Source organism: Pseudarthrobacter sp. S9 (assembly GCF_050156545.1).
GTDB lineage: Bacteria > Actinomycetota > Actinomycetes > Actinomycetales > Micrococcaceae > Arthrobacter.
On the sequence record NZ_CP189576.1, the window covers coordinates 32,584 to 58,635 of the forward strand.

Here is a 26,052-nt window from a genome sequence, read left to right on the forward strand (position 1 = left end):
GGCTTTGGACAAGTCTTGTCCCTGAGCCCGGCCTCTGTCGGGTGATGTGGTATCGGCTGGGTGCCGGTACTGCTTTCTTGGATTCCCTCTGGCGTGCCTTCCGCCTCTGGTTCTATTTTAGATATGTGATCACAAATCACGCAATAGATGGGCGGAAGATTTTTGGAACAAGTTCAGCTGTGGGCATGACCACCGACACCCTCAATGGGAGCAAAACCACACGACTCGCCATAGGATCGTTCCCATGATAGAAAAAGTTGAAGCTGCTCAACAACAGGAGATCAAGAAGGCCTTGCTGGGACCGCAGTCCGGGTCATCCCCTGCCTTTTCGATCACGCCCACCCTTGTGGCAGATCAGGTCTACGAGGCCCTGCGCACCGCCATTCTCACCGGCGAATTGGCCGGGGGCTCCCCCCTAAGGGTCCGGGACGTTGCAGAATTGGTTGGCACGAGCGTGATGCCCGTCCGGGAGGCCATCCGCCGGCTTGAAGAGACCGGGCTTGCTACACGCGTGGCCGCCCACCGGGGCGCAGTGGTTCGTGAATTTACCGTCGGTGAACTGATCCATATCTACGAAGTACGGGCCACATTGGAAACTGAGGCCGCCCGGCGCGGCGCCGCCAACGTCTCTGACGCTGACTTGGCGCGCATGGAAGCAGCCTGCGCCCGTATGCAAAAAGCAGTCAAAGAACGCCGCGTGTGGGACGCCCTGGACGACGACGAAGACCTGCTGCGCACGTTGTATTCCGCAGGCGGCAACCCGGTGCTGTTGCAGGTCATAGAGAACCTCTGGCTTCAGTGCCGGCCGTACAAAGTCATAGGTGCCACAGAAGCAATCGAGCACGACGACGACAGCCTCTGGACCCCGCAACCCGCCATCCTGGAAGCCGCCCGGGCAAGGGATGCCAAGGAAGCCACCAAGCTGACCAAGCAATCCCTGGCCAGCGCGCGCCAGCGCCTCGAGAAGCGCCTCGTTCCCCACTAGGCATTAGTCCCCCGGAGCGATCTCGTCAGGATTGGTCTTTTGGAGGACACTCAAGGTGATGTCACCATCAATAAACGTAGAGGACCTTCCCCTCAACAGTTTCCATAAACGGCTGGCCGTCTATTCAGCCGGCGGTCCCTTCCTTGATGGCTACGTCCTGAGCATCATCGGAATTGCACTGGTCCAAGCGGCTCCACAACTGGAGCTGACGCTCTACTGGGAAGGCCTCATCGGCGCCTCCGCGCTCGTAGGAATCTTCATTGGCGGATTCCTCGGCGGATGGCTGACCGATAAGTTCGGACGACAAACCCTCTACACGCTCGACCTCGCCGCGATCGTCCTGTGCTCGGCTCTTCAGTTTTGGGTTCAGGAAGCTATCTGGCTGTTCGTGCTCCGGCTCCTGATTGGCATCGCGGTGGGCGCCGATTATCCGATCGCAACCTCGCTGCTGGTGGAGTTCACTCCAAGAAAATACAGGGGACCACTGGTGGGTGGCCTGATCGTCATGTGGTTTGTGGGCGCTGCAGCTGCCTACATCGTAGGCGAGTTGCTTCTGCAGGCGGGACCTGATGGGTGGCGATGGATGCTGGCAAGCGCCACCCTGCCAGCCGTGGTTTTCCTCATCCTCCGGCATGGCACTCCGGAGTCTCCCCGATGGCTGGCTAATAAGGGCCGTTTGAAGGAAGCGAAAGCCGTCGTGGCCAAGGTCTTCGGTGAAGGCGTGAGACTGGAAAGCTTCGGCGCGGTCCCGGGCGAGCACGTGAATGCCAGCGTCCTGTTCCGGTCCGGGTACGGTGGGCGTATCTTCTTCATTTCCGTTTTCTGGACCTGTTCCATCATTCCGCTGTTCGCGATCTACGCCTTCGCCCCCAGGATCCTCGACGCGCTCGGACTTGGCGGATCCATGGCCAACGTCGGATCCGCGTTCATCACGATCCTCTTCCTGCTGGGGACGTTGGTGTTCGTCCTGCTGATCAACCGCCTCGGCCGCAGAAAGGTGATCCTCCACAGCTTCCTGTGGTCCGGCCTTGCCCTTCTGGGACTGGGCCTCTTTCCCCAGTCATCCCCCATCGTGACTATGATCCTCTTCGCCGCGTACGCGCTCCTCATCGGCGGAACCCAGATCCTGCAATGGGTCTACCCCAACGAACTCTTCCCCACTGAGATACGCGGCACCGCCGTTGGACTCGCATCCTCCCTGAGCCGGATTGGCGCAGCGGCAGGAACATACCTCGTTCCACTCTCCCTGACCGAACTGGGCATCGGCCCAACCATGCTAATCGCCGCCGGCGTCACATTGGTTGGGTTCCTTGTCAGCCTGCGCATGGCACCGGAAACCCGGGGACTTGGGCTGCAGGAAGCGTCCTCCTTGCAGGGAAGGCGATCCCCGCACCCGCCTTGAGAAGGTCGCCATATCCGGGGAGCGCTGCCGACTATTTCCGCACGAATCCTGAGGATCCACTCGGACCCGCCCACAATCTTGGCCCCAGGCTGTTCCATGCGAGAATTCTTTCAAGCCCGACCGCGGAGCAGAACGGGCAGCACCGCTACGCCGCGGAGGGGACCTCAGCTTGGCGGAACGTCCGGTTATCGGCGTCATGTCGAGGTGGTTGGAAGAAGTGCTCGATTGTCAGACTTCTTGCTGGGTTGCGACGGGAATGGCTGGTAATGCCAACGCCGCCACGGGTGGACCCGTCGGGGTCGGGGGTTCTCAGCGGGCCTCAAGATTCGAGCGGCAACAATGGAATGAAACTTCGGTCAACTGCTACTTGACCGGAGTTTCGCCAATTCTTGATGTGGGCCAGCCCGCTGCTTTTGTGTAGCCCTCGCCTGGCGGGTGTTTACGGCGATGGTTGGTTGGCAATCGTGCCTGGCGGCGGAACCGCGCCGGCCTCGTCCTGGATGTCATAGACGGCGCGGGAACAGTCAGCGACGTGGTCGATGTTCTCAAGCGTGATGTTGATGGCCGCGGACCGGTTTCTGAGGATCCGGATGAGCTCTGGTTTCCGGCCAGGTAACTCCAGCCATGAATGAGCGGAATGACTCGCCTGTGTGTAGGCGCGGATTAGCGCTTGATCCGGGATGCGCAGGCGCGGTGATCTACATTCCGCCCGGGGACTACCACCTTCGTACGCAGGTGGTGATCGACGTCAGCTTCCTCAGGATCCATGACTCGGGACACGGCTTTACGTCCTCGAGCATCCGGTTCAACGTTTCCGAAGACGAATGGCCCGACTTGCATGAGCTGTGGCCCGGAGGGAGCCGCATTCTCGTCGACATTCCCCTCAGCGGAGACGGGGAGGAATCCAAGGGAGCCGCCTTCTACGTTGAGCGAAGCGGGAGCCCGCGGATCAGCTCCGTCGAGTTCTCAAACTTCTGCATCGACGGGTTGCACTTCACCTCCGACGGCTCGGGGATGCATCCGGAGAACACCTACGTCAACGGCAAGGCCGGTATTTATGTCGCGAACGCCAATGACTCATTCCGCGTAAACGGCATGGGGTTCGTCTACCTTGAGAACGCTCTCACTATCTACAACGCTGACGCGCTTTCCGTTCACGACAACTTCATCGCTGAATGCGGAAGCTGCATCGAGCTGCGCGGGTGGGGACAGGCGTCAAAGATCACAGACAACTTGGTCGGAGCAGGCTTCAAGGGCCACTCGATCTACGCCCAGAACCATGGCGGGCTCCTGATCACCGCGAATAACGTCTTCCCCCGAGGTGCGAGCAGCGTCCATCTCGACGGCGTCACGCGTTCAAGCGTCACCAACAACCGTTTGCATTCGTTCTACCCCGGGATGCTGACTCTCGCCGCGGACAGTTCGGAAAACCTCGTGGCCACGAATCACTTCCTGCGTGACCATGAGCCCTGGACGCCCTTCCTGGGAGTCGACAACGGACTGAACGACCTCAACGGACTTCTCAGTGTCAGCGGCAACAACAACACTGTCGTCGGCAACCACTTCTCCCAGATCATCGACAAACAGAGCATCCGGCCGACAGGTGCGACGCCTGTCATCATCCGGCTGATGGCGGGGGTTGGCAACTTCGTCTCCAACAACCACGTGGTGGCGATGGACGTTCACTCCAAGCCAAGTGACGACTGCTTCTCGGCTCAGGTGGACGCCCTGTTGACGACCGAGGCTTCGGACGGCCTCGCCGTTACGGCCGTCATGGTCGATTCCGAATCAGCCCGGAATACGATCCTTGATTCCGGAAGTGACGCCCAAGTTATCGCAGATAGGGCTGCTAACGCCTTTAGGGCCACACCCACAATCGGTTCCTAAGGCGGCACATGCACTCGTGGCCCGGTAACCCGCTCAGGCCGGCCGGCCCCCGGGGACCGCCATCATCGAGGGCGGCGGCCGCATACATGCGAAGAAGGTATGAAAATGGAGCAAAGACGAGTCACGATCAAGCAGGTTGTACAGAAGCCGGCGTGTCCATCACGACCATCTCCCACGTCCTTAACGATATCCAGGGGGTGCAGGTCAACCCCGAGACCCGCCAACGAATTCAGGACCCATCCGCGCGGCCGGGGGTATGTACCCAACCGGCTCGCGCAGCCCTTGCGCACTCAGCGGTCGAAGTCCATCGGTCTGATCGGGGACGGGATCGCCACCACTCGTGCCCAGCGCTAGAGGCCTCCTTTACCCCGCTCAGCGCCCACAGATGGGCAGTGTTGCCAGCAGCCATATGGTGACATCTGCGCGCCGCCGGGGCAGGGATCGGATTTAGGGTGGGTGCGCATCGGCTGCGCCACAGCGTCGCCGCTGTCGTCCTTGACGAGGGAGGATCCCTGGAAAAGGCCCCCAATTGCTGCGTGATTCTATGCCAAGGTCATCCTTAGGGCGTTGCGTGCCAGCCGGCTCGCAGCCCGTGGCCGGGTGACGTGCGCACCCCGGCCGCAAAACTTTATCAAGTCAACTCCGCCACCGCCGCACGACGAGTCCGGGAGATCATCGACAAAGGGCTCGAAGCCGGACAATTTAGCGCCGTCGACAGTCCCTTCGCCTCAGGACTAGTGGTTCTGGCGATCGACGGCGTGCAATCCCGCCGCCTGCTCGGCCCCACAGGACTCACAACGGGCGAGGCGTTCGATGAGATAGCCAACATCCTGCTCGACGGGCTGCAGTGTCAATCACGCCGCTAGAAGGGTGGCTTGCGAAAAAGTGAAATATACAACGCTAATGGGCTTCAGGCCCGCCGATTCCCGTCCCGTCCGCTATGGACACGAGAACAGAGGGCCCCGTCGAAACGACGGGGCCCTCTGTTCGGAAACGTGGACGATAAGTGGGTCTGCAAAGTTGGGCGGTGCCGACCGCGGGGTCCGCGAGGTCCGCGGGGTCCGCAGATGGTCACGCAGCGTGCGCGTAGGGGTTGGTCGACGGCATTGCGGAAGCCGAAGGGGCCCGTGCCAGGAGTTCTTACCGAAATCAGGTTCGTATTGCCGCTCCGTTTACAACTTGCCCGTCCTCGCGTCTGCACTGCCCTTAAGGATCGGAGAGTCGCTGCGCCAGTTCTCCGGTTGGACCCTCTCCCAGAGACTTCCCTTACCGAGGTCTTTGCCCAACTGGTCTTCCCGCCTGAACCACTGCTCAGCACTCCTGATCCTGTTAGGGTGAATTTCGTCGAGCAGAGCATAATCCCTGGTGATGATTCCGTATTTCCATACATTCCAGAAGCCCGTGAAATTATCCCGAAAGCTCATGGTGCTTTTGTCGTTGGGATCGGCGTTGTATCCGGCAGGCAGATCAGCAGCGCCGCTCAGCGGACCACCCCAATACGCGTCTAAATCTGTGTCGATGAACTGCGCCGGATGCCCCGTGACCTTCTCGAATGCGGCAGCCATATCGGCATAGGTCATGTGTTCAATAGCGACTTCGAGGTCCATGCCGTTCGCCCGTTCCTGATTGTCGAAAAGCCAGCGAACATAGAACCCGCAATCTTCCAGGGACACATGGGGAACGGCGCCCTTGCCCAGCGGGACCCGCCACGTGAGAACACCGTCCTCGATATTGGGAGTCATGGGCGTGAGCGGTGAGACCACCATTTCAATGTAAGGACCCGAGGTGAAGACCGCTGCTCCCATTCTGTCCCGGTTCTCCTGGTTCTGGAACAGCACCCATTCGGCTATGCGGCCTTTACCGTCGTAATGGCCGGTGCGGAACTTTGAGTCGTAGCCGGATTTCTTGAGTGCGTAGTCGAGGTTTCCGTAGACGTAGAACTTGATACCTTCCTCAATCGCTATCTCGTAACTGCGGATGGCCCAATACATCTCCGTTTTCTCACCGGTATTGAACCCGTCGATGTTGACGTAGGCCCCGTCGCAGCCGCGGAATCCTTCCCGCAGCACATCTTCATCGGCGAATGACCCTTCGAGGATGGAGACGTTCCCCAGAGCGAGGAGTGCCTGGGCCCTCGGGGAGGTGGCGTCGCGGGTGAGGACCCGAACTTTGTATTTTTTGTCGGCCACAAGACCCTGGACGATGGGCATCCCTTGGGCCCCTGTGCCGCCGATGACGAAAATTGTGGGCGTGGTCTCAAGGCTCTGGACATGGGCGTGTAATCGTTGTGGTGGATCGTTGATTTTCCGGGGTTTTTGTTCAGTCACAATCCTGTTTTCATGCCCCCGATGTGAGATAATAAGGGTGTGATTATTTCGGGTGTTTGTGGGGTGGGAAGATGGGCATGATGACCGCTCAGCCGCCTCTGCCCCTGGTGCCCGAACCCGATGCCGTGGTCATTGGCGCCGCGGCCGTTTTGCTGGAAAACGAGACCGACGGCGGCAGGGTCTTCCTTAACGGCCAGCTTGTGTGGGGCTGGGACGCCGGCCAGGACGATCTGCGTCGCCTGGCGGCCGTGCAGTTGGTGCGGATAGAAGCGGCCCGGGTCAATGAGGTTGCTGCCGGGTTCGGTGTCACGGCGGAATCGTTGCGGCGGTGGCGCAAGGCGGTTGCCGGTGAAGGCGCGAGCGCGTTGGCCCCGGTGAAGAAGGGCCCAAAAGGTCCCAGCGTGCTGACCGGCGAGAAGATCATCGAAATCCGCCGCCGCCATGAGGGCGGCGCGAGTCTGCGGGCAACGGCGCAGGCCGCCGGGGTCTCCACCGACACGGTCAGGCGCGCCCTGGCCTCCCGGCCACCGACGCCGGCCCGGACCATGGCCCCTGGCGAAGGGCAACCATCCGGTGAGTCCATCACCGTGGCACAGCCGGGGCTGCCGGTCCTGCCGGCGGCGACCGATCGGTCCGTGGAACGGGCCGCGGCACGTGCCGGGCTCCTTGAGTGCGCGGCCCCGGTATTCACCCCGGCCGCCCGGGTTCCGCTGGCCGGGTTGTTTCTGGCGTTACCTGCCCTTGAGGCGACGGGGTTGCTGGCGTGTGCGAAGGCAACCTTCGGTGCGCTGCCGGACGGATTCTACGGTTTGGAGACCGTCCTTCTTGATGCTGTTTTCCGTGCCCTGGCCGGTGAACCCCGGGCCGAGGGCGCAACCCGGTTCGACCCTGCCGCGTTGGGGCGGGTGCTGGGGCTGGACCGGGCACCGGAAGTGAAAACGATCCGCCGCAAACTCGGCCTGCTGGCCGGCACGGGCAAAGCCGGCGAGCTCCTGAGGGCCATGGCCATCAAACACCTCGGCACCAGTACCGGCAGTGGTGGTGAATCGGGTGAAGACCTGGCCGCCATCTTCTACGTTGACGGGCACGTGCGTGCCTACCAGGGCACGAAGAAGATCGGCAAGGTCCACTCAACCCGGTTGAAGTTCCCGGTCCCGGCCACGGAAGAGACCTGGGTCTCCGATACCACCGGCGCCCCCGTTCTGGTGGTCATGGCAGAACCCGGGGCCGCGTTGACCGGGGAACTCCGCCGGCTCCTGCCCTCCCTGCGCACCATCATTGGCGATGACCGGCGCGTGCTGGTCGGCTTTGACCGGGGCGGCTGGTCACCGGCCCTGTTCGCGCACATGACCGGCGCAGGCTTTGACGTGTTGACCTGGCGCAAAGGATCCACGGAAGACATCGCAGAGGACCACTTCACCGAGGTCACCCACACGGACGACCGCGGGGAACGACGGTCCTGGATGGCGGCCGACAGCGACGTTGACCTGCCCCTGGGCGCGACCGGGGAGGTGTTGCGGATGCGGCAGATCAGCCGGATCGTGCCCACCCGCGGCGGCCGGTCACGGCAGATCCACATCCGCACCACCACCAGGCAGATGCCGGCCGGGGAGGTCATTTACCGGATGGCGTCCAGGTGGCGGCAGGAGAACTACTTCCGTTACGCGCGCATGCATTTCGATCTCGATTCCCACGACGCCTACGCCACCACCGATGACGACCCGGACCGGTCGGTTCCCAACCCCGCCAAACGACAGGCCTATCAAAAAGTACTCGCTGCCCGGGCCCGGTACGCGGCCGTGAAAGCCGACACGGACACGGCGCTGCTGGCCGCCAGAACGCCGGCTCCCGGAACCAGCGAGGTGACGATTACCAGTGCCGCCCACAACGCAATCACCGCACCACTGTGGGACGCCGAAACCGCTTTGGATCAGGCCGGGGCCGCGCATCAAGCGATCCCGGCCAGGGTGCGGTTGGAAGAACTCGCACCGGGCCAGCAGGTCCTGGACACGCAGACGAAACTGCTCACGCATGCGATCCGGATGGCCGCGTTCAACACCGCCACAACCCTCGCCAGGGAAGTCAGGACGAACACCGGCTACGCCCGTGCCGAAGACGAAGCCCACACCCTGATCCGGCAAGCCCTCACCAGTAGTGGCGACATCGACGCCACCGGGCCCGGGTGCGTGACGATCCGTTTGGATCCGCTCCCGACCCGGCGGGCCACGACCGCGATCGCCGAACTCTGCGACCACCTCACCGCCACGCAAACCCTCTACCCCGGCACGGACCTGATCCTGCGCTACGAGATCAAAACCAGCACCTGACAACCCACATACATTAACTCACTATGTCAGGAGCCCTGGGTCTGCGAAGACATGGCTTTTGCTCCAAAAAGTTGAGGACGGGCACGGCCACCGTGCCTTGGTCGCGGCGCGCTTGAAACCGATCGGTTTCAAGCGCGTATACCGATCGGTTTCAGGACCGCAAGTTGCCGGGAGTGCGTGGAATCCAACGGCCGGCCGATCTCCGATGGGTATGCGGGCCGTAGATAGCTTGCAATGAGCGGTTGGGGCGGAGCCTCAACGCCGATCGTGGCTTATGCAAAGCTCCGCCCACTACCCCCGCCCGTCATAGACCGATCGGTTTTATTTTCGGCGAACTTCACGTTAGCCTCACAGTATGGCCACCGCGACGAATCTGACTTCCCGAGAGCGACTACTGGAGGCAGCGGCAACGCTCACTTACCGGGACGGCGTGGGGATCGGCATCCAGGCGCTATGTAAAGCGGCTGGGGTGTCCAAGCGTTCCATGTACGAGCTGTTCGACAGCAAGGACGACCTGCTTGCCGCAAGCCTGGAGGAACGCGCCGCCGACTTTGTGGCGGGACTCCAGCCTCCGGCGGGCGACGGCCGTTCACCTCGTGAGCGTATCCTGCACGTCTTCCAGCAGGTGGAATCGCAGGCCGGCGCACCCGAGTTCCACGGCTGCCGGTACCTCGCTGTGCAGATCGAGCTCAAGGATCACAACCACCCTGCAAGCCAGGTTGCGCGCCGGATCAAGGCCAACCTGACAGCTTTTTTCCGTGCCGAGGCTGCCCAGGGTGGAGCGAATGATCCGGACCTGCTGGCCCGGCAGCTCAGTCTGGTCTTCGACGGTGCAAACGCACGCGCGGGTATCCGAGCTGACAACCTTACAGGGCTCATCACGCCCACCGTGGCCACTCTTCTCGAGGCAGCAGAAATGCGCCAATGATCGCCTCTTCGAACAGTGTCGAGGACGGATTGCCCTCCAAGCTGATGTCGGTCCGTGGGAGCCGGAGCAAATCGCAGCGATTCATGAACCTGCAGCACACCATTGGTTCGGCCGCCGGGCGCATCAGCACGCTGCGCCGCGTGGTCCCCCTCCAGCTCTTCAACGGGCACAGAAAGCTCATGATCAAAGAGGGAACCGCGATCAGGCTAAGCCGAAGGAGGGTGTCGTGTCGGCTGAGAAAATGGCTCTAAATCTCGAAGAAGTTAGTTTTGAAGATCCGCGTGCTGAACGACTGCGGGATCTGCTGAACAAGGAACTCCTCGCCCGGTACGCCACGGCGGAAGAGCCCACCCTTTCGGCTGCCGTCAGGTCTGCATTAAGCGTCCCGGCTGGAGACTTTGTCGCGAATGTCCTCGTTGTTACCTCCTTCGGGCAGGCGATAGGGCATGGGGCACTTCGCCTGCTGGAAGGGGAGTGGGAAGTCAAGCGTGTCATCGTTGACCCAGCAGCGCGTGGCCTCGGAGCGGCGACTCAACTCATGGCCGGACTGGAGCAGATCGCAGCTGCGGCTGGCGCCAGGCGGGTCATTCTTCAAACCGGCGGCAAACAACCAGAAGCAGAGGCCCTGTACCGGAAGATCGGCTACAGACAAATACCGGCCTATCCGCCCTACGACACCGCGATACCGTCGTCAGTCTGCTTCGAGAAGGAACTTGAGGGTTGAGTACAAGAACCTCGGCCGAGCTCGCTGTCGTTCCTCGTCCGAGGGCAAAACGTGACGATGAGTGCGGCGGTTGACATCAATGCCAATACGAGCAGAAGGTTCTGGAGACTGTCCGGATCGAAGCCGGCTGGAGCCAGCAAGCACCAAACTTCCTAGTCCGAAACAACCGCTGGAAATCAGTCGTCGGGAGTTGGAATGGCCGCCATGCACAAGAACCGCGCCTCGCTCCTGTTCAGTACCTGGAGTGGCAGGACTGGATGACCAGGAAGACTTAGTCAACGAGGCAATAAAGTGGCTAGCCCGTCAGCCCAACGGGAAGCGCGGTGTTCTGGCGACCGATTCGTCCGCTGGGCCCGAGCCAGTGCCAAGTGTCGGTGAGGCCCGGGAGACTAACTCCCCCAGTAGGTGCCGTCGTAGTCAACCGTAGGGCCCTTGCCAAGTGGGTTGGTGCACTTGGGCTGACGAGCTGGATGCTTCCCCGGATCAGTGAAGTGGACACTGCCCGTCAGCATCGCCGTGGACGGAACCAGTCAGAACCTCAACCACAGCGAGCTGTCCGGTTGTGTCAGGGATGCCAGGGAATTGAACCTGCGGGGCGTCATCAGCCGGTGCCGGTAAGGTGCCGGCCGTACGCATGCGAAGAAGGGCGACGGCGGAAATGAGGAACCACGCGATATTCGTGACAACTGAGGGCCATGCCTGGTGGAAGGCGCCATTGACGATGAAGGCGCACGCGCCCAGGAGATTTGCCGTCTGGAAGCCCCTGCCGGCCTTTAGCCAGTTCACGGAGACTGCCAGGTACGCACTGAGTACCGCCGCCGCGCCAGCCCAGCCGGCGATTTCCCACAACAGTTCCATGGTGTTCTTTCAGGTGTTGACCGGCGGCGAATGGCCGGGCGGTTTTTTGTTCTTGATGACGAGCCCGTTTTCGGTGGAGGCCCTTGCCGCCGCCTGAGGCGGCGCGGCCGCCGTGAAGCGTTTGGCAGCCGGCGCCCAGGCATCAAAACAGTCGTCTCAAGTATGAAGCTGAACCGCCCAGGTACGAAACTAGGCTGCGCCTTCCGGAGAGCGATCGATGGTGGCAGGCCAGCGCTGTCCAAGGTGCGACGTCTCCACCGGTGTTCCAAGCCGAGCCGCGTCCGGGTCAACCCATGCAAAGGCGAGGAAATGGGACGAAGCCGGGTCTTCGGCCGCACTCGTTACAAAGCCGACGACTTTGCCGCCCCTGGACACCGGCTCGCCGGGGACAACTGCATAGTGTTCGCTGGACATCCTGAGCCGGACGAGGACACGGTGGCCCGAACGGTTGCCAGCAGTTGCGGAAGGACCAGCGAGTCCTGCCTCGCAGGCGTTGTCCTGTGGCCCGAAGTCGACGCCGAAGGCCGGGACGCCATTGGCGATTCGCAGCGCGGTGAACGCTTCGTCCCCAACGATGGCAATTCCGTGCGGCAGGCCGGCCCCAACGATGAGGTCCCACAGGTACAGTCCGTGTTCGGTCGCCGCATACAGCGTCCAGCCCCCGGCACCTGCGGCAGTCTCTGCGACGGCGCGGACCGGGACGCCCCCGACGTCGAGCAGAGGCGCCTCGGGTGATCCCGCGGGCGGGCAGGTCTCCGCGGGTCAAGGAGTCGAGGAGCGCCGAAGCTTCGGGGCCAATCAGCGCCACGGCCGTCATCCCGGAGGATAGATCTGAAACAGTAACTGCCTCGGAATGCGGGGTCTCACGCCGAAGGTGCCAGATGTCCTCGGGGCTGCTGCCGATGACCAGATACGAATCGTTCCTGGTTCGCACCACGGTGAGGTCGGCCGCGATGCCGCCCGAAGCGCTCGCCATCAAGACACCGGTGCCGGTGTCGACATCCAGGGACAGGCCCGCAGACAGGACCTGCTGTAGGTGCTTTTCAGCGCCTTCGCCACGCACTTCGAAGACACTCGCCGCTCCCTTGTCGACCAGTCCAACACCACCGGCGGCCCTTCGTGCTTCAGCCGAAATTTCGGGCGACCATCCGTACGCTCCCCATTCGTCCCTGCGGACGACGGGAACGTCCAGGGTGGTGGAGGCGTACCACAACGGACGCTCCCAGCCTCCCTGCGAAGAACCAAACACTGCCTGCAGGGCTTCCTGCCGGGCGTAGAACGGCGTCGTCGCGAATTTCCGCATCCGGCTGGCCTGCTTCCGGGGATGGCTGATGTCGTAGACCTCGTCGTAGTTCTCGCTGGCACGCTCGATGCTGACAGTGCGGGTCATGTGCGGTTGGTCGAAACGGCGGAAGTCGAGGCTCGTGGTATCGATTCCCGGATCTCCGGTCACAATCCAGTCGGCCAGGACGCCGGCCACGCCGGCGGACTGGGTAAGCCAGACAGATTCGCCCAACCACAGGCCCTTGGTTCCCGGTACCTCGCCAAGGAGCGGGTTCCCGTCCGGGGTGAAGGAGAAAATTCCGTTGAAGCCTTCAGGCGGCTCACAGCTTCTGGCGTCAGGGACCAACCGCTGAAGTTCAGCCCAGCCACCCTTCAGATCGGACCAGGTCAGCGGATGAATGGCGGGTTCGATCTGCGTCGCGGCGAATTCCTCAGGGGACGCGATCTCCGACTGTTCAACCGGGATCACGCGGTGCTCGTAGGTCCCCCACGTAATCCGCCCACCCATCTGGCGGAAGTACGAACCTGTTGCCTGGTGCCGCGCCATCGGGCGTTCAACCTCCACCTCGTCGCTGCACCCTGTCAGCGACGGAAGGGGGCTGGTGTTGGAGGCGCAGTGTTCCATCGGAACCATGGGGAGCTCCAGTCCCAGCAGCTTTCCGAGGCCCGGCCCCCACAGCCCCGCGCAGACGACGACGATATCGGCGTCGATGCTGTTGGTTCCGGCGGGGAGCTGGTGTCCTTTGGACGGGTTGCCGGGAACGGCGGGGGTGGCCGGACGTCGACGCCGGTCACCTGGCCATGGTCAATGCGGAACCCCGTGACCTCGGTATGGCCGTAGAACTTTGCCCCGTTCGCGATGGCGCGCCGCGCCTGCCACTCAACGGCGCGCACCGCCTTGACCACGCCGTCCGTCGGTGTGTGGAATCCACCCACCACCCCAGAAGTGTCGAGGCCGGGGAACAGCTCCCCGCATTCTGCAGGGGACACAAGCTGGGCGGGGATGCCCCATGACTGCAAAAGGTTGTGGCGGCGGCGCAGGTATTGCAGCCGTTCCCCGTCGCAGGCCAGTTCGAGCCCGCCCACCCAATTGAGGATCCACTGGCCGTCCAGAGTCAGTCCGTCCAGCTTGTCGAGTGTCCGCCTGGCCAGTTCCGACATGACGGCAGAACCTGTGGTTTGGAAGGCGAAGCCCGGTGCATGGGATGAGGAACCGCCCGTCCTGTACAGGGGGCCCTGGTCCACCACAGTCACTGACGTCATGCCATGCCGGGTCAGATCGTCAGCCAGTGCTGCACCAACGACGCCGGCGCCGATGATGAGGATCCGAGTATCTGCGTCAATCCGGGCACCGGCCACGTTATCTCCCTTGCGGTTAGAGACGTCCACGTCTCTCGTCAAAATGTCGAGTTGCCCTGAAGGGCCACGCGCAGGCGCCCTTGGGGTGAGTAAGAATTGGGTACCGACACCGAGGTTGAGCACCCCGTGGAACGTTGGCTGAATCACACTATAGATGAGATATGTGATCACAGCTAGCCCTTTTCTGATCGGGTGGCGCCTCCGCGGGCGGCGGCGTCCGGGCAAGGAGAAAACCTGGACCCTCAGGTGGGATGCTTAACTCAGCATTGCTTGCGACCCTTGACTTGAAATGTGATCACACATTACTTTGGAGGCGATATGACCCCGCTGCGCCTAGAACTGAGCCCTCTTCAATCCTTAGTGCAAGGAGCCACCGGTGTCTCCCTTAAAGAACACAAAACCAGCCCTTGACGACGCTCCAGCAGCGGCGTTCAAGCGTCGCTTCCTGATCAGGCTGACCTCAGTCCTGGTTGGAGGAATGTTCCTGGATGGCTACATCCTCGGGATCATCGGCACCGTAATCGGCACCATTTCCACCGAGCTGAGCTTCACCCCCCTGTGGGAGGGCCTGACCGTGGCCTCCTCGCTGCTTGGCATCCTGGTCGGTTCGCCGGTCGGCGGCTGGCTTGGAGACAAATTCGGCCGCAAACCGCTGTTTATGATCGACATGGGCATCTTCGTCATCGGCTCGGCTCTCCAGTTCTTCGTCCATGAACCGTGGCAGTTGTTCGTGGTCAGGCTGCTGATGGGAATCGCGGTCGGCGTCGAATATTCCGTAGGCTGGCCGCTGATGTCGGAGTTCGCCCCCGCCAGAATGCGGGGACGACTGATGGGCCTGACCCTGGTGGCCTTCTACGTCGGGTTTATGGTGGCATTCATCGTGGGCTATGCGCTGACCACCACCACAGTGGACTGGCGGATCATCCTCGGTTCGAGCACCCTTATTGCGGTCATTCTGTTCTTTGCCCGCTTCGGCCTGCCCGAATCGCCACGCTGGCTCTGGAGCAAGGGCCGGCACGACGAGGCCCGCGCGGTGGCCCACAAGTACATGGTGGACTCCAGCGACATGAAAGACGTCGAGCAGGAGCACAACCGCTCGCAAGGCAGCTTCAAGGTGTTGTTCTCACGCCGGTACTGGCGGGCCACCCTGTTCTGCTCGATGTTCTGGCTCTGCGCGGTCACTCCGTACTTCGCGATCGCCACCTTTGCCGAGAGCGTACTGGAAGGCTACGGACTCGGCCAGGGACTTGCTGGCGGGGTGGGGCTCTCGGCAGTTGCCACCGCCGGGGTTATCCTCACTGTGGTCCTGATCGACCGGCTCGGCCGTCGCGTGCTGACTGTTCCTCCGCAGTGGCTGTGCTTCGTCCTCCTGTTGATCATTGGCCTCTGGGCGGGAGCACCGGCCTGGGTGGTCCTGGCCTGCTTCCTGGCTTTCTCCTTCTTCAACGCCGGCTACAACACGCTCACAGGCATCTACCCGGGAGAGGTCTTCCCGACCGAGATCCGTTGCATCGGCACAGGTTTCGCCACAGCAGTCAGCCGCGTAGGGGCCGGCGCCGGAACCTTCCTGCTGCCTTGGTGCATGGTGACCTACGGGCCGCAGGTCACCATGCTGATGGCCGCCGGGCTCACTCTGGTCGGTGCCATCCTGTCTCAGTGGCTCGCTCCCGAGACCAAAGGGAAATCCCTCACGGAGACGGCTGCGGGGTTCTCGCACTAACACCTGCTCGCCCTTAGGCTGACGAGCGGCCCTTCGGTGCAGCCAACGGTTGCGCGGGGCGCTGGTGCGCGCCTTAGGGTGCGCCCGTTTGTGCCACGGCGGCTTGCTCCAAGCGTTGGAGGGCAGCTGCGTCGATGTCCAGGTACTCGGGCAATTCGGTGGACTCCAGGGCTGGCAAGCGGACCTGATGCTCGTCGCGGAGGTTCTCCAAATGCGCGGACAGCCGCTCGGCTGACCCGACGAAATTCGCGGGGTCGATGCACAGGACAAACACCCCGATGCCCGGCGAGGTCGTGCCGTTATCGAATGGTGCCGCGTCCACGGAGAACGAGGCTCCTGACAGCGTGGCAAGGACTTCCACCAACAGGGCAACGTTTCCGCCACGATGTCCGCCGAAGGGCAGCAGAGTCCCTGCCAGGGCTTCATTGGCATCCACCGTTTGCACCCCGTCCGCGTCAAGTGCCCATCCTGGGGGGATGCTGCCCCCGGCCTCGGCGGCGCGCCTGATGTTGACGAAGGCAGTCGAGGAGGACGCCTGATCAATGACCATCGGCATCATGCCGGGGCGGGGGATGCCATAGGCAAGGGGATTGGTGCCCAGGACTCGCTTCGGAGCGCCTCCGATGGACATCAGGGCGGGGCTGTTCGCCGACGCAACGGCAATACAGCCCCGCTGTGCCACCTTGCGGACGTAGTAGCCGAGTTCGCCGCAGGTGTACGAGTTCCGGATCCACAGCGCGGCTATGCCAGCCTGGTGTGTGGCCTCGAGAAGACCCCCGAAGGCGGCTTGGAAGGCTGTCTGGGCGAGTCCGCTTCCTGCGTCGACGTCGAGAACGGCCGGGGCTGCCCGGCGGATCCTGGGCTGAGCATCGGAGGCGATACGGCCTTGCTTGTATCCATCGAGATAGTCGAAGAGATGTCCGACGCCGACGGCCCGATGGCCGACGAGTTCTGCTTCTACGGTGGCTGCTGCCAGGACTTTGGCATCACCCGGCCCGGCGCCAGCTGCCTGCAAGGCACGTTCGCACAAAGCAAGAAGTTCGTCTTTATGGATGGTGCTCACGGGAAATCAGTCCTCTCGCGTATTTCACCCGCAGCGCGATAGGCCTCGTTGTACGCACCGTGCGTTCCCGCTGTTTCGGAGGTGTAGTCCCCCGCAAAATGCAGGTTGCCGACGCTCCGCTGAAGGTCGGGCAGGGCGTCGTTCCGAAGCGGCGACAGGACGGAGAAGCAGTGTTCCCAGGTGGCGGCCGCTGCCCCGACAATCCGGCCGCGCAGCGACGGGGCAACCTCCAGGAAATCGTCGATCCATGACTCGATCAGCTGCTCGTCGTCTTCGAAGCCCGGGATGAAGCCGGCCGAATTTCCGTAGCAGGTGAACCGGACTACCCCGTCTTCAGGGAAAATGCCTGGCTGGGGATTGATGATGGCATCAAACTTCCTGCCAACGGTAGAAACGAACGACCAGTCGGCAATCTCCGGAAGGCCCTGTATGTTCGCGGCAATGGTGAGTGTGGAACTGCCTGGCGTTTCGGCGGCTTTCAAAGCCACGTTCTTCCACTCGGGCAGGCCGGTGCACAGCCCGGCCACCTGCGGAGCCGGCACTGCAACCACCACATGGCGCGCCAGAAGCACCGACCGCTGGGTCCCGCTTTCGGCGGTTACCTCGAGGAGTCCGTCCAGTCCGCGCACGCCAGTGACCCGCACGCCGGTGGAGATTGTTGTCCCCGGTCCGACATTGGCTGCCAAAGCGCGTGGAAGTGCCTGCATGCCATTGACCGGATACAGGCGGCTGTTGTCTTCATGCGCAATGTAGCTGGCGAGATACCGGAGGGCATACTTGGCGGACAGCTGGGACGCATCCCCCACGGAACCGCCGCGGACTGCCGTTTCGATGACGCGCCTGGCAGCCTCCGGGAGTCCGACGAGCCTGGCGGCCACGGTTTCACTAACCAGTCCTGCGGCCGTGTCCTTAATGGTCCCACCGGAGACATTTGCCATGTACTCCCGCGACAGCCCCTCCATGAAATCCGCCAGGGCTTTCCTGGATTCGGAAGACAAAGGAAGCTTTCCGACAAGTTCCGCCGTGGACCGGGCAACCGACGTGACGCCGTCGATATGAACGCCGTAGGTCTCGGGCCGGAAGGGCGAGGTCACTTGGTCCAGTTCCAGCGCCAAAGCCTCCGCCCGAGTGCCCCGGTAAATGAACATGGCTCCGGTGTTGACCGGAGCGCCGGCAAGATCGACGCTCCGCGTCCTCCCGCCAATGTCGCCACTGCCCTCAAGGACCTGGATGTCCAGATCGAGGTCACGGAGGTAATAGGCGACGGCCAGGCCCGCGGGTCCGGCACCAATGACGATGACGTCGTGAATCGTGGTCATCCAGCTTCTTCCTTGTCCAAATTCCGGCAACAGCGCCAGCCATCGAAGTTTCGCCTAGACTACGTCCGAGATATGTGATCACACAAGACCTAAGGCCGTATTTGTGCCCTGAGGCATTCGATGAAGTCCTCAGCCGCCGGGGAACCACCGCCTAAGGGCCGGGCGATGAAGAGCTCGGTCTGCGGCCGTCCGACAATGCGCCGCGTTGTAACTCCCGGCATCTGGAACCGCTGGACCGACTCCGGCAGGATGGAAATCCCCAGCCCCGCGGCGACAAGGCCAAGGACTGTTTCCTGGTGAATGGCTTGTTGGACCACAAAAGGTGGCGTTGGGAGGGTAGCGAACACTCGAAGGACGCGCGCTACGAAGCCCGGCATCAGGCGGTAGGGAAAGAGGACCATGGGTTCCCCTTCGAGTTCCTGGGGCCGGACTTCGTCCGCTGACGCTAAGTGGTGCGTCTCGGGGATGACAACCACGAGGTCTTCGGTGCTGAGCGGTTCGAGGTTCAGGCCGGGGACATCACCCGGGTCCCGGATGAGGCCGAGATCCAGATTGCCGTCCAGCAGTTGCTCGATCTGCTCCCCGCTGGTGAGCGGATTCAGCACCAGGTCTATTCGGGGGCGCTGTTGCCGGAACGCACGGATGGCCTCGGGAACGGTGGTGTAGCTCGCTGAACTGACGAATCCCACCCTGATCCTTCCGCTCTTGCCTGCCGCGACGTCGGCAACATCGCCGGCCGCGTCGTCGAGGTCGGAAACGGCCGCCTGTACACGGTCCCTGAACGCTTGACCGGCCGCCGTCAGCATCACCCGGCGGGTTGTGCGGTCGAACAGCTGGACACCCAGCTCCCGCTCCAGCTTCCTGACGGCGACGGTAAGAGGGGGCTGGGTTATGTGCAGTCGTTCGGCGGCCCGCGCGAAGTGCAGTTCGTCTGCGACGACGAGGAAGTACCGCAGCTGTCGAAGCTCCATGATGATTCTTTCGATAGACGCTAATAATTCTGTGTTAAATTATATTGGACGCAGTGTTATCAGGGGTGAGTTACTGGTTGTATACCCGGGCGAAGTCATCGAGCCCATCCCATTCCCCAGGAGGCACTCATGGAATCGACCGAATACGCCGTTGTCGGCGCGGGACTGTCGGGAGCGTCGACAGCGTGGCACCTCGCCGCCGGCGGCCATGAGGTGGCCCTGCTCGAACGCTCGACGCCGGCCAACGACGCGGGCAGCTCCCACGGCTCAGCCCGGATCTTCCGCTACGCCTACCCCGAGGATTTCTACACCGCCCTGGTGCAGGAAGCGAAGAGTGGCTGGGATGAGCTGGCACGCCTCAGCGGCAAGCAGTTCATCACCCCGACGGGCGCCGTGGACTACGGCCAGGTCCGCCAGCCGGAACGCCTCGCCGCGGTCCTCGCCGGGCGCGGCATCGACCACGAACTCCTGAGTGCCAAAGAAGCCCAGGAGCGCTGGCCCCAGATCGCCTTCGACACCCAGGTCCTGTGGCACCCGGACGCCGGCGTGATCGACGCGCACGAATCCGTGGCTTCCATGGTGGACCAGGCGGTGGCCCACGGAGCCCAGCTCCACAACAACTGGGCCGTAGCCTCCATCACGGCAGCCAACGGCGGTTACCTGCTGACCTCCGAGGACGGCCGCTCCATCCACGCCGCCAACGTGATCGTCGCAGCCGGCGGCTGGCTTCCCCAGCTCCTGGGTTCACTGTCCCTCCCATCAGCATTCCTGGCGGCCATTCCTCAGATCCAGGTTCGTCAGGAACAGGCCTACCACTTCCCCTACGCCGATAGGCCGGACCAGGCAGAATCGCCCTGGCCCACGTTCATCCACAAGCGCGCAGGCTGGCAGGCCTACGGCCTCCCCGGTGGCCGCGACGCCGATTTCCACGGCCAGAAGGTGGCCGAATACAACGGCGGCAAGATCCTGCCGTCCGCAGCGGACCAGGACGGCCAGATCGACCCCGCCAACCGTCGCCGGGTCATCGAATACGTCGAACAGTACATGCCGGGACTCATTCCGGAGCCGTATGCCGAAACCACCTGCCTGTTCACCAACACCCCCAATGAGGACTTCATCCTGGACCGCGTGGACGGCATCACCATCCTTTCCCCCTGCTCGGGACACGGCGCCAAGTTCGCGCCGCTGATCGGTCAGCTCGCCGCCGGCTTGGCCACAGGGACCGCTTCCGTTCCGGACCAGTTCCGGCTGGCAGCCCAGGCCGGCCACGTAGAAGCAGGTGCACACGCATGACCGTCGTCGCCGAAACCTCAACCCACGGTCCCGCCGCAACCGTCACAGGCCTGCTCGCCGAGATTGCCGGCACCGGCACCGACGCGCTCCGTGGCGGCTACACCCGGCCCGTGTATTCCACGGCCGAGCTCGACCTGCGCCACTGGTTCATTGAACAGGCGGCGAAGCGCGGCCTGGCTGTTGAGACGGACCGCAACGGGGCCATCTGGGCCTGGTGGGACGTGCCCGGAGGCGACCGCAGCAACAGCCTTGTTACCGGCAGCCACCTTGACTCCGTACCCGGCGGTGGAGCCTTTGACGGCCCCCTTGGCGTAGCCTCCGCCCTGGTGGCAGTGGACATCCTCAAGGCACGGATGACCCCTCCCACCCGGCCCTTGGCCGTCGTCGTGTTCCCCGAAGAGGAGGGCTCGAGGTTCGGTGTCGCCTGCCTGGGGTCGCGCCTGATGACCGGAGCAATCGATCCCGACAAGGCCCGGAACCTGCGCGATCCCGACGGTTCGACCTTCGCGGACGTCGCCAAGGCCAACGGCCTGGACCCCCGCCATGTCGGCCGGGATGACGAACTCCTGGGCCAGATCGGCGCCTTCGTTGAACTGCACGTTGAACAAGGCCGCGGCCTGATCGACCTAAACCAGCCCATCGCCATCGCCTCATCAATACTTGGGCACGGGCGTTGGCGCCTCAGCGTTGGTGGCCAGGGCAACCACGCCGGGACAACACTGATGGCAGACCGGCACGACCCCATGGTGTCAGCGTCCCGGATGGTCGTGGCCATTCGCGACATTGCCCGCAACCAGGCCCAGGCGCGGGCAACCGTGGGACGCCTCCAGCCTGTACCGGGGGGAACCAACGTGATTGCCTCCCGCGTTGATTTCTGGCTGGACGTCCGGCACCCCGACGACGCCGTGACAGCGCACGTTGTCGAAGCCATCCACGCCCAGGCCCGGCTCATTGCGGCCGAAGAAGGCTGCACCGTGGAGCTCCGCGAGGAATCCCTGAGTCCCACCGTTCATTTCGATCATGCACTGCAGAAGGAGCTTCAGCTGGCCCTGCCGCAGGCACCCATCCTGGACACCGGAGCCGGACACGACGCCGGAGTCCTGGCGCCCTATGTCCCAACGGCCATGGTCTTCGTCCGGAACCCGAGTGGAGTGTCCCACTCCCCCGAGGAACACGTTGTCGACGAGGACGCCGAAACCGGGGCACAAACGCTGGCTGACGCCTTGCAGGGCCTGATAGCCTAAGTCCATAGAGACAGCCAAGAAGCACCCGCGCCGAACTGTTCGGCGCGGGTGCTTTTCTGTGGCCGGACAAGCACCTAACGGCAGGTCCCCGACAGTTGTGTGGGTCCCTGAGCGCAACTGGTGGTTCGTCCACCACTTGCTCAACGGTTGCCCGGTGACCTCCACGGCGCTTGCAACGCCCTACCCGCCGGGAATCCGCCGTCTGACAGTGCTTCCCGGGCAACGTAAAGGCGGTTGGATCCCCTGGGAGGACCCAACCGCCTTTCGTCGGGATGGAACTACGGGGTGAGTGCTGCTGGTGTCAGCTGCCGGCAGCAGCCTTGACGTCGGCGGCCGTGCCCGGCAGGCCGTTGTCTTCGAGCGCCTTCTTGAGGGACCCGTCCTCCCGCATCTTCTCGACGATCTGGTTGACGGCGTCCCGCAAAGTGGTCTTGCCTTTGTTCACCAGGACGGCGGTTTGTGCCGCGCCTACGGAAGCCTGGATCCTTTCGTCCGGCTTGAGTTCGGCGACCTTCAGCTTGGTGTCGTTGTTGTTCTTGACCAGCTGCAGTGCAGCGCCGTACGTCATCACGCCAGCGCCGGCCCGGCCGGACTTCACGTCCTGGTAGACGGCGTCTTCCGTGGCGTAGAGCTTGACCTTGTCAGTGCCCAAGGCCTTCTGGAGATCCCCGACCCACAGGTATCCCTGCGGCGTGCCCACCGTGCCGCCGGCCACGGCGTCGACGGTGTCGGCGCCGCTGGAGGTCAGCAGGGCCATCTTGTCCAGGTACACGGGCTTACTGATGGCGAACTGCTGTCCGCGCTCTTCATTGATGTACCAGTTGCCGGCCGACAGGTCGACGCTGCCGTTCTTTACAGATTCAATGATGGCGGTGAAGCTGGATGTCTTGGCATCGGGCTCGAGGCACAGGTCCTTGGCCACCCTCTTGAGGACTTCGCCGTCGACGCCCGAGAGCGCACCGCCCTTCATGGACACGTACGGCGGGTACTCCGCCACGGCCATGGTGAGCTTGCCCTTGGTGGCGGTCTCGACGCCGGACACCACCGGCGTGCAGCCGGCCGCGACGGTGTTGGCGGTGCTTGACGTGCCGCCGCAGGCTGCCAACGGCAGGACCGCTGCAAACATAACGGCTGTGATCGTGAACTTGCGCATGGAAGATGCTCCTGGAGAGGTGGGAAGGGTTAGTGGGCGGTTTTGCTGTGGATGGCGTCTACGAAGCGCGATACGAGGATGGACAGCGCGGCGTAGATGAGTCCGGCAAGGATAAAGACGCTCAGGAATTCAAAGGTCACCGAACCGATCTGATAGGCGCTGTTCAGCAATTCCGGCAGGGCGATCGCGTAGCCAAGGCTCGTGGCCTGGAACACGATGACGCTGTAGGACATGAGGGGAGGCACAATCGCGCGGAGTGCCTGAGGCAGAACGATGTAACGTGCTTCGTCAGTCCAGTTCAGTCCCAGGCTTTGGGCGGCCTCGATGTGTCCGCGGGGAACACTGAGGAGTCCGGCACGGAAGATCTCGCTGGTGTACGCCCCGGTGTTGAAGGCAATGGCGACGACGGCCGCGGCAAACGACTCAAGCACGATACCGCCGTCGGGCAGACCGAAATAGACAACGTACAGGACGACCAACAGCGGGATGCCGCGACCGAGTTCGACGATGAGGATGGTCGCCTGGCGCAGGATGCGGGTACGGGAGATCATCCCGAAGGCGAACAGGAGGCCCAGCGGCAGGCCCAGCAGGAGGCTGAGGCCGGTCACAGCGAGGCTGGTCTGGAGGCCGGAAAGGAGGCCCGGCAGCCATTGAATCCATTGTTCAAACATGTTCACACCGCGCTTCGGGTTCGAATGAAGGTGTCTGCTTTGCGGGCAAGGACAGCCATGGGGACGCTGACAATCAGGTAGACGACACCGGCAGCCAGGAAGATCGGCAGGCCCGGGTTGCCCTGCTGGTTCAGGGTCAGGGCCTGGAAGGCGATGTCGCTCACACCGATGACGGAAGCCACGGCGGAATCCTTCAGCAATCCCACCGCGTAGGAAGCCGAGGGCGGCAGCGCAACACCGATGCCCTGCGGCGCAATGACGCGCCAGAACGTATCACCGTTGGAGAGTCCGAGTGCGCCGGCTCCCTCCCACTGCCCGCCGGCAACGGCCTGGATACCTGCACGGTAATTTTCGGCAAGGTAGGCGGTGGAAACGGCACCGAGGGCCAGGCAAGCAGCCAGGAGGGGCGGCAGCGTGATGTAGCGCCCAAGTCCGTAGAAAAGGACCAGCATCCAGGCAATGGGTGGAATGCCTCGAACAACTTCGATGAAGGCCATGGCCAGCCAGCGCAACGGCGCAATGTCTGAGAGCCTGGCCAATGCGACCGGCACGGCACAAAATGCGCCGATCAGGAAGGATCCAAAGGTGATGATCACCGTTGTACCCAGGCCCTGGAGGAGGAAGGGGATTGCCTCGATCACCGTTCCAGCACCGCCTCGAGGAACTTCTTCGTCCGGGCCTCGCGGGGTGCCCCGAAAAGCTGATCGGGAGCGCCGTGCTCCACGATCCGCCCGTCGGCCATGAAGACCGTACGGTCGGAGACCCTCCGGGCGAAGGACATCTCGTGCGTCACCACCAGCATCGTCATGCCGGTCGCTGCGAGTTCCTGCATGACCGCCAACACTTCCCCGCCCAGTTCGGGGTCAAGCGCCGATGTCGGTTCATCAAAGAGCATGATCTCAGGGTCCAACGCGAGTGCTCGGGCGATCGCAATGCGCTGCTGTTGCCCGCCGCTGCACTTACTCGGGCGGGCGTCCGCCTTGTCTCCAAGGCCTACGCGCGTCAGTAATTCCATGGCCCGTTCCTCAGCTTCCTTGCGCGACCGCCCCAGGACCCGCTCCTGAGGAAGGGCCACATTGCGCAGCACACTGATATGTGGGAAGAGGTTGAAGGACTGGAAAACCATACCCACCTGGCGGCGCAGGTTCATCAACTCGTTGCGGGTGGGCTTCGAAGCGATCTTCACCGTGGGCTTGCCGTCGATCAACAGCTCGCCGCTCGATGGCGTCTCCAGATAATTCACGCAACGCAACAGTGTGCTCTTGCCCGCGCCGCTGGGACCGATGAACGCAACGACTTCGCCGGCCTTCACATCCAGGGAAATTTCGGATAAGACGGTGTTTCCGTTGAATTCCTTGTGGATGTTCTTTAGCTGAAGCTGCGGAGCCTTCTGCGCATCAGTGGTGCCGGCCGCGCCCTGGGTGCGGTTTTGTTGATTGTCGATCACTGGGTACTCATCCTCCAGATGGGCGCCGGGAGGCGCTGGTGCCGTCGGGCTTTCGCCCGCCGACTGATGGTCTTTAGCCCTGGCGTTCAGTGCCGGGAAGATCGGCCTCCGGGGAACGGTGGTCGAATGTGGTTGGGGTCACACGTAAAATGTAATCTGTGATCACATATCAGGTCAATAGTTTGGTGTAACGGCTTTGTAAACTTGTTCCAACCCACCGCCCGAGCCCGCAAGGAAGCACATGACCGCCCAGCACGCCGCCCGCATCGTCCTGCCGCACGAGCTGCCATCAGCCCCTTGGGCCAACCGCGCGGGCCACACGAAGGAAATCAGCGTCAGTACCAAGAGCGGCCCCGAGTGCTCTTCGGACATGCGCTCCGTGGACTACGAGTGGCGGTTCAGCCTGGCCGAACTGACCCGGGCGGCAGATTTTTCGCTGCTTCCCGGGATCGACCGGGTCTTCACGCTCGCAAGCTACGGACCTTTGACACTGACCGTAGACGGCCTGGAATGCACTTTGCGGCTGGGTCAGAAAGTTAAGTTCACGGGAGAAGCAGCCGTAACGATCGAACTCGATACGGCTGAGCCCCAGCTTGGCTTGAATCTTATGACCCGCCGTGGCTCCTGCACCGGATCGATGAGCGTTGAGCGGCTGGACGGCAAAGTGGCGCTGGATCCCAGCACCGGCATTGTTGCGGCAACCGTCCTTGAAGGCACGGCTGCATTATCTGATGGCAGGAAACTGGCGGACCTGGCCACGCTGGTCCTGGGCGCACAATCCGAGGAGCTTGAAGCCGAAGGGTGCCTTGTGGCTATCGCAACGGTGCGCCCTGTGTAGTTGCCAGGTCCGCCGACGGCTTCAATCCGTCTCCGGCCCTGTGCAGTAGAAGCAACCGTCTACTGCGAGCCCGCTTCTGCAGACATCGTCGTCATCGGGCAGTTCCACGCCCTCTGCTTTAATCCTGTTCATTGGGTGAATTCCTTTCATGTTCGGAGGAAGGTGCCCGCGGCCAGGCAACTACTACAGTCGGGCGGCTGCCGAGAGGTCAAGAAATTTGGTTTCGGGGGCCTGCTTGTGGCAACCGAGCAG

The 26,052-nt window shown here is 62.9% G+C and carries 22 protein-coding genes and 2 pseudogenes; 12 read left to right on the forward strand and 12 right to left on the reverse strand.

Annotation, left to right across the window (positions count from 1 at the left end; translation table 11 throughout):
- Positions 1-244 precede the first annotated feature (244 nt).
- The 4 genes and pseudogenes from ACQCSY_RS00185 to ACQCSY_RS00200 all read left to right on the forward strand — a co-directional run bounded on the left by ACQCSY_RS00185 (position 245) and on the right by ACQCSY_RS00200 (position 5,140).
- On the forward strand, positions 245-985 hold the full coding sequence (locus ACQCSY_RS00185) for a GntR family transcriptional regulator (protein ID WP_427132206.1): 741 nt from the start codon (positions 245-247) through the stop codon (positions 983-985).
- 58 nt (positions 986-1,043) lie between these two features.
- Entirely contained in the window at positions 1,044-2,387 is a 1,344-nt protein-coding gene (locus tag ACQCSY_RS00190; RefSeq protein ID WP_427132208.1) for an MFS transporter, read from the forward strand.
- Positions 2,388-3,059: 672 nt separating this feature from the next.
- Positions 3,060-4,274 (forward strand): annotated as a pseudogene (locus ACQCSY_RS00195) (NosD domain-containing protein); the annotation flags it as partial.
- A gap of 605 nt (positions 4,275-4,879) precedes the next feature.
- Positions 4,880-5,140, forward strand: a complete 261-nt coding sequence (locus ACQCSY_RS00200) for a hypothetical protein (RefSeq protein ID WP_427132210.1) — start codon at positions 4,880-4,882, stop codon at positions 5,138-5,140.
- Positions 5,141-5,446: 306 nt separating this feature from the next.
- Here ACQCSY_RS00200 and ACQCSY_RS00205 read toward each other — a convergent pair whose 3' ends face one another.
- Positions 5,447-6,601: an NmrA family NAD(P)-binding protein gene (locus ACQCSY_RS00205; RefSeq protein ID WP_427132212.1), complete on the reverse strand. Its 1,155-nt coding sequence runs from the start codon at positions 6,599-6,601 to the stop codon at positions 5,447-5,449.
- A gap of 77 nt (positions 6,602-6,678) precedes the next feature.
- Between ACQCSY_RS00205 and ACQCSY_RS00210 the strand changes: the two genes are divergently transcribed.
- The 3 genes from ACQCSY_RS00210 to ACQCSY_RS00220 all read left to right on the forward strand — a co-directional run bounded on the left by ACQCSY_RS00210 (position 6,679) and on the right by ACQCSY_RS00220 (position 10,580).
- Positions 6,679-8,928, forward strand: coding sequence for a putative transposase (locus ACQCSY_RS00210; RefSeq protein WP_427132214.1), 2,250 nt, complete (start codon positions 6,679-6,681; stop codon positions 8,926-8,928).
- Positions 8,929-9,283: 355 nt separating this feature from the next.
- Positions 9,284-9,856, forward strand: a complete 573-nt coding sequence (locus ACQCSY_RS00215) for a TetR/AcrR family transcriptional regulator (RefSeq protein WP_427132216.1) — start codon at positions 9,284-9,286, stop codon at positions 9,854-9,856.
- A 226-nt stretch (positions 9,857-10,082) separates the two neighbouring features.
- The gene (locus tag ACQCSY_RS00220; protein ID WP_427132218.1) at positions 10,083-10,580 is read left to right on the forward strand and encodes a GNAT family N-acetyltransferase; all 498 of its coding nucleotides are present in this window, start codon (positions 10,083-10,085) and stop codon (positions 10,578-10,580) included.
- 483 nt (positions 10,581-11,063) lie between these two features.
- On the opposite strand, the gene ACQCSY_RS00225 is transcribed toward ACQCSY_RS00220, so the two are convergent.
- Entirely contained in the window at positions 11,064-11,378 is a 315-nt protein-coding gene (locus tag ACQCSY_RS00225; protein WP_427136011.1) for a CBU_0592 family membrane protein, read from the reverse strand.
- Here ACQCSY_RS00225 and ACQCSY_RS00230 point away from each other — a divergent pair.
- A complete protein-coding gene (locus ACQCSY_RS00230) occupies positions 11,260-11,535 on the forward strand; it encodes a hypothetical protein (protein WP_427136037.1) in 276 nt (91 codons plus the stop codon). The two genes, ACQCSY_RS00225 and ACQCSY_RS00230, sit on opposite strands and share 119 nt — an antisense overlap.
- A gap of 92 nt (positions 11,536-11,627) precedes the next feature.
- Here ACQCSY_RS00230 and ACQCSY_RS00235 read toward each other — a convergent pair whose 3' ends face one another.
- The 3 genes and pseudogenes from ACQCSY_RS00235 to ACQCSY_RS00245 all read right to left on the reverse strand — a co-directional run bounded on the left by ACQCSY_RS00235 (position 11,628) and on the right by ACQCSY_RS00245 (position 14,111).
- Positions 11,628-12,158: a glycine cleavage T C-terminal barrel domain-containing protein gene (locus ACQCSY_RS00235; RefSeq protein ID WP_427136013.1), complete on the reverse strand. Its 531-nt coding sequence runs from the start codon at positions 12,156-12,158 to the stop codon at positions 11,628-11,630.
- A 37-nt stretch (positions 12,159-12,195) separates the two neighbouring features.
- A pseudogene (locus tag ACQCSY_RS00240) lies at positions 12,196-13,422 on the reverse strand (FAD-dependent oxidoreductase); the annotation flags it as partial.
- The gene (locus ACQCSY_RS00245; RefSeq protein ID WP_427132220.1) at positions 13,305-14,111 is read right to left on the reverse strand and encodes an NAD(P)/FAD-dependent oxidoreductase; all 807 of its coding nucleotides are present in this window, start codon (positions 14,109-14,111) and stop codon (positions 13,305-13,307) included. The gene ACQCSY_RS00245 and the pseudogene ACQCSY_RS00240, both read right to left, overlap by 118 nt.
- Positions 14,112-14,457: 346 nt before the next feature.
- Between ACQCSY_RS00245 and ACQCSY_RS00250 the strand changes: the two genes are divergently transcribed.
- On the forward strand, positions 14,458-15,801 hold the full coding sequence (locus ACQCSY_RS00250) for an MFS transporter (protein WP_427132221.1): 1,344 nt from the start codon (positions 14,458-14,460) through the stop codon (positions 15,799-15,801).
- Positions 15,802-15,874: 73 nt separating this feature from the next.
- Here the strand turns inward: ACQCSY_RS00250 and ACQCSY_RS00255 are convergent, their stop codons facing one another.
- From ACQCSY_RS00255 to ACQCSY_RS00265, 3 genes are all read right to left on the reverse strand, one after another.
- Positions 15,875-16,864 (reverse strand): Ldh family oxidoreductase, encoded by a 990-nt coding sequence (locus tag ACQCSY_RS00255; RefSeq protein WP_427132223.1) that lies wholly within the window; start codon positions 16,862-16,864, stop codon positions 15,875-15,877.
- A complete protein-coding gene (locus tag ACQCSY_RS00260; RefSeq protein ID WP_427132225.1) occupies positions 16,861-18,183 on the reverse strand; it encodes a flavin monoamine oxidase family protein in 1,323 nt (440 codons plus the stop codon). The genes ACQCSY_RS00255 and ACQCSY_RS00260 overlap by 4 nt, the downstream gene beginning before the upstream one ends.
- 89 nt (positions 18,184-18,272) lie before the next feature.
- Positions 18,273-19,154 (reverse strand): LysR family transcriptional regulator, encoded by an 882-nt coding sequence (locus ACQCSY_RS00265; RefSeq protein ID WP_427132227.1) that lies wholly within the window; start codon positions 19,152-19,154, stop codon positions 18,273-18,275.
- 129 nt (positions 19,155-19,283) lie between these two features.
- Here ACQCSY_RS00265 and ACQCSY_RS00270 point away from each other — a divergent pair, with 129 nt between their 5' ends.
- Positions 19,284-20,447, forward strand: a complete 1,164-nt coding sequence (locus tag ACQCSY_RS00270) for an FAD-dependent oxidoreductase (RefSeq protein WP_427132229.1) — start codon at positions 19,284-19,286, stop codon at positions 20,445-20,447.
- Positions 20,444-21,691: an allantoate amidohydrolase gene (locus ACQCSY_RS00275; RefSeq protein WP_427132231.1), complete on the forward strand. Its 1,248-nt coding sequence runs from the start codon at positions 20,444-20,446 to the stop codon at positions 21,689-21,691. Before ACQCSY_RS00270 ends, ACQCSY_RS00275 begins: the two co-directional genes overlap by 4 nt.
- A gap of 301 nt (positions 21,692-21,992) precedes the next feature.
- On the opposite strand, the gene ACQCSY_RS00280 is transcribed toward ACQCSY_RS00275, so the two are convergent.
- Genes ACQCSY_RS00280 through ACQCSY_RS00295 form a run of 4 tightly spaced genes read right to left on the reverse strand, consistent with a single transcriptional unit; the run spans position 21,993 to position 24,959 of the window.
- Positions 21,993-22,844, reverse strand: a complete 852-nt coding sequence (locus tag ACQCSY_RS00280; protein WP_427132233.1) for a substrate-binding periplasmic protein — start codon at positions 22,842-22,844, stop codon at positions 21,993-21,995.
- 29 nt (positions 22,845-22,873) lie between these two features.
- Entirely contained in the window at positions 22,874-23,515 is a 642-nt protein-coding gene (locus ACQCSY_RS00285; RefSeq protein WP_427132181.1) for an amino acid ABC transporter permease, read from the reverse strand.
- Positions 23,516-23,517: 2 nt separating this feature from the next.
- Complete coding sequence (locus ACQCSY_RS00290; protein WP_427132183.1) at positions 23,518-24,156, reverse strand: amino acid ABC transporter permease; 639 nt, start codon at positions 24,154-24,156, stop codon at positions 23,518-23,520.
- Entirely contained in the window at positions 24,153-24,959 is an 807-nt protein-coding gene (locus ACQCSY_RS00295) for an amino acid ABC transporter ATP-binding protein (protein WP_427136006.1), read from the reverse strand. Before ACQCSY_RS00295 ends, ACQCSY_RS00290 begins: the two co-directional genes overlap by 4 nt.
- Positions 24,960-25,203: 244 nt before the next feature.
- Between ACQCSY_RS00295 and ACQCSY_RS00300 the strand changes: the two genes are divergently transcribed.
- The gene (locus tag ACQCSY_RS00300; protein WP_427132235.1) at positions 25,204-25,800 is read left to right on the forward strand and encodes a HutD/Ves family protein; all 597 of its coding nucleotides are present in this window, start codon (positions 25,204-25,206) and stop codon (positions 25,798-25,800) included.
- Positions 25,801-26,052 lie beyond the last annotated feature (252 nt).

Bases quoted from the DNA above. Each gene is read 5' to 3' on its own strand.
- ACQCSY_RS00300 (WP_427132235.1), top strand. From the start codon at position 25,204: ATGACCGCCCAGCACGCCGCCCGCATCGTCCTGCCGCACGAGCTGCCA.
- ACQCSY_RS00270 (WP_427132229.1), top strand. From the start codon at position 19,284: ATGGAATCGACCGAATACGCCGTTGTCGGCGCGGGACTGTCGGGAGCG.
- ACQCSY_RS00185 (WP_427132206.1), top strand. From the start codon at position 245: ATGATAGAAAAAGTTGAAGCTGCTCAACAACAGGAGATCAAGAAGGCC.
- ACQCSY_RS00190 (WP_427132208.1), top strand. From the start codon at position 1,044: ATGTCACCATCAATAAACGTAGAGGACCTTCCCCTCAACAGTTTCCAT.
- ACQCSY_RS00215 (WP_427132216.1), top strand. From the start codon at position 9,284: ATGGCCACCGCGACGAATCTGACTTCCCGAGAGCGACTACTGGAGGCA.
- ACQCSY_RS00280 (WP_427132233.1), bottom strand. From the start codon at position 22,844: ATGCGCAAGTTCACGATCACAGCCGTTATGTTTGCAGCGGTCCTGCCG.
- ACQCSY_RS00265 (WP_427132227.1), bottom strand. From the start codon at position 19,154: ATGGAGCTTCGACAGCTGCGGTACTTCCTCGTCGTCGCAGACGAACTG.
- ACQCSY_RS00285 (WP_427132181.1), bottom strand. From the start codon at position 23,515: ATGTTTGAACAATGGATTCAATGGCTGCCGGGCCTCCTTTCCGGCCTC.
- ACQCSY_RS00210 (WP_427132214.1), top strand. From the start codon at position 6,679: ATGATGACCGCTCAGCCGCCTCTGCCCCTGGTGCCCGAACCCGATGCC.
- ACQCSY_RS00275 (WP_427132231.1), top strand. From the start codon at position 20,444: ATGACCGTCGTCGCCGAAACCTCAACCCACGGTCCCGCCGCAACCGTC.
- ACQCSY_RS00260 (WP_427132225.1), bottom strand. From the start codon at position 18,183: ATGACCACGATTCACGACGTCATCGTCATTGGTGCCGGACCCGCGGGC.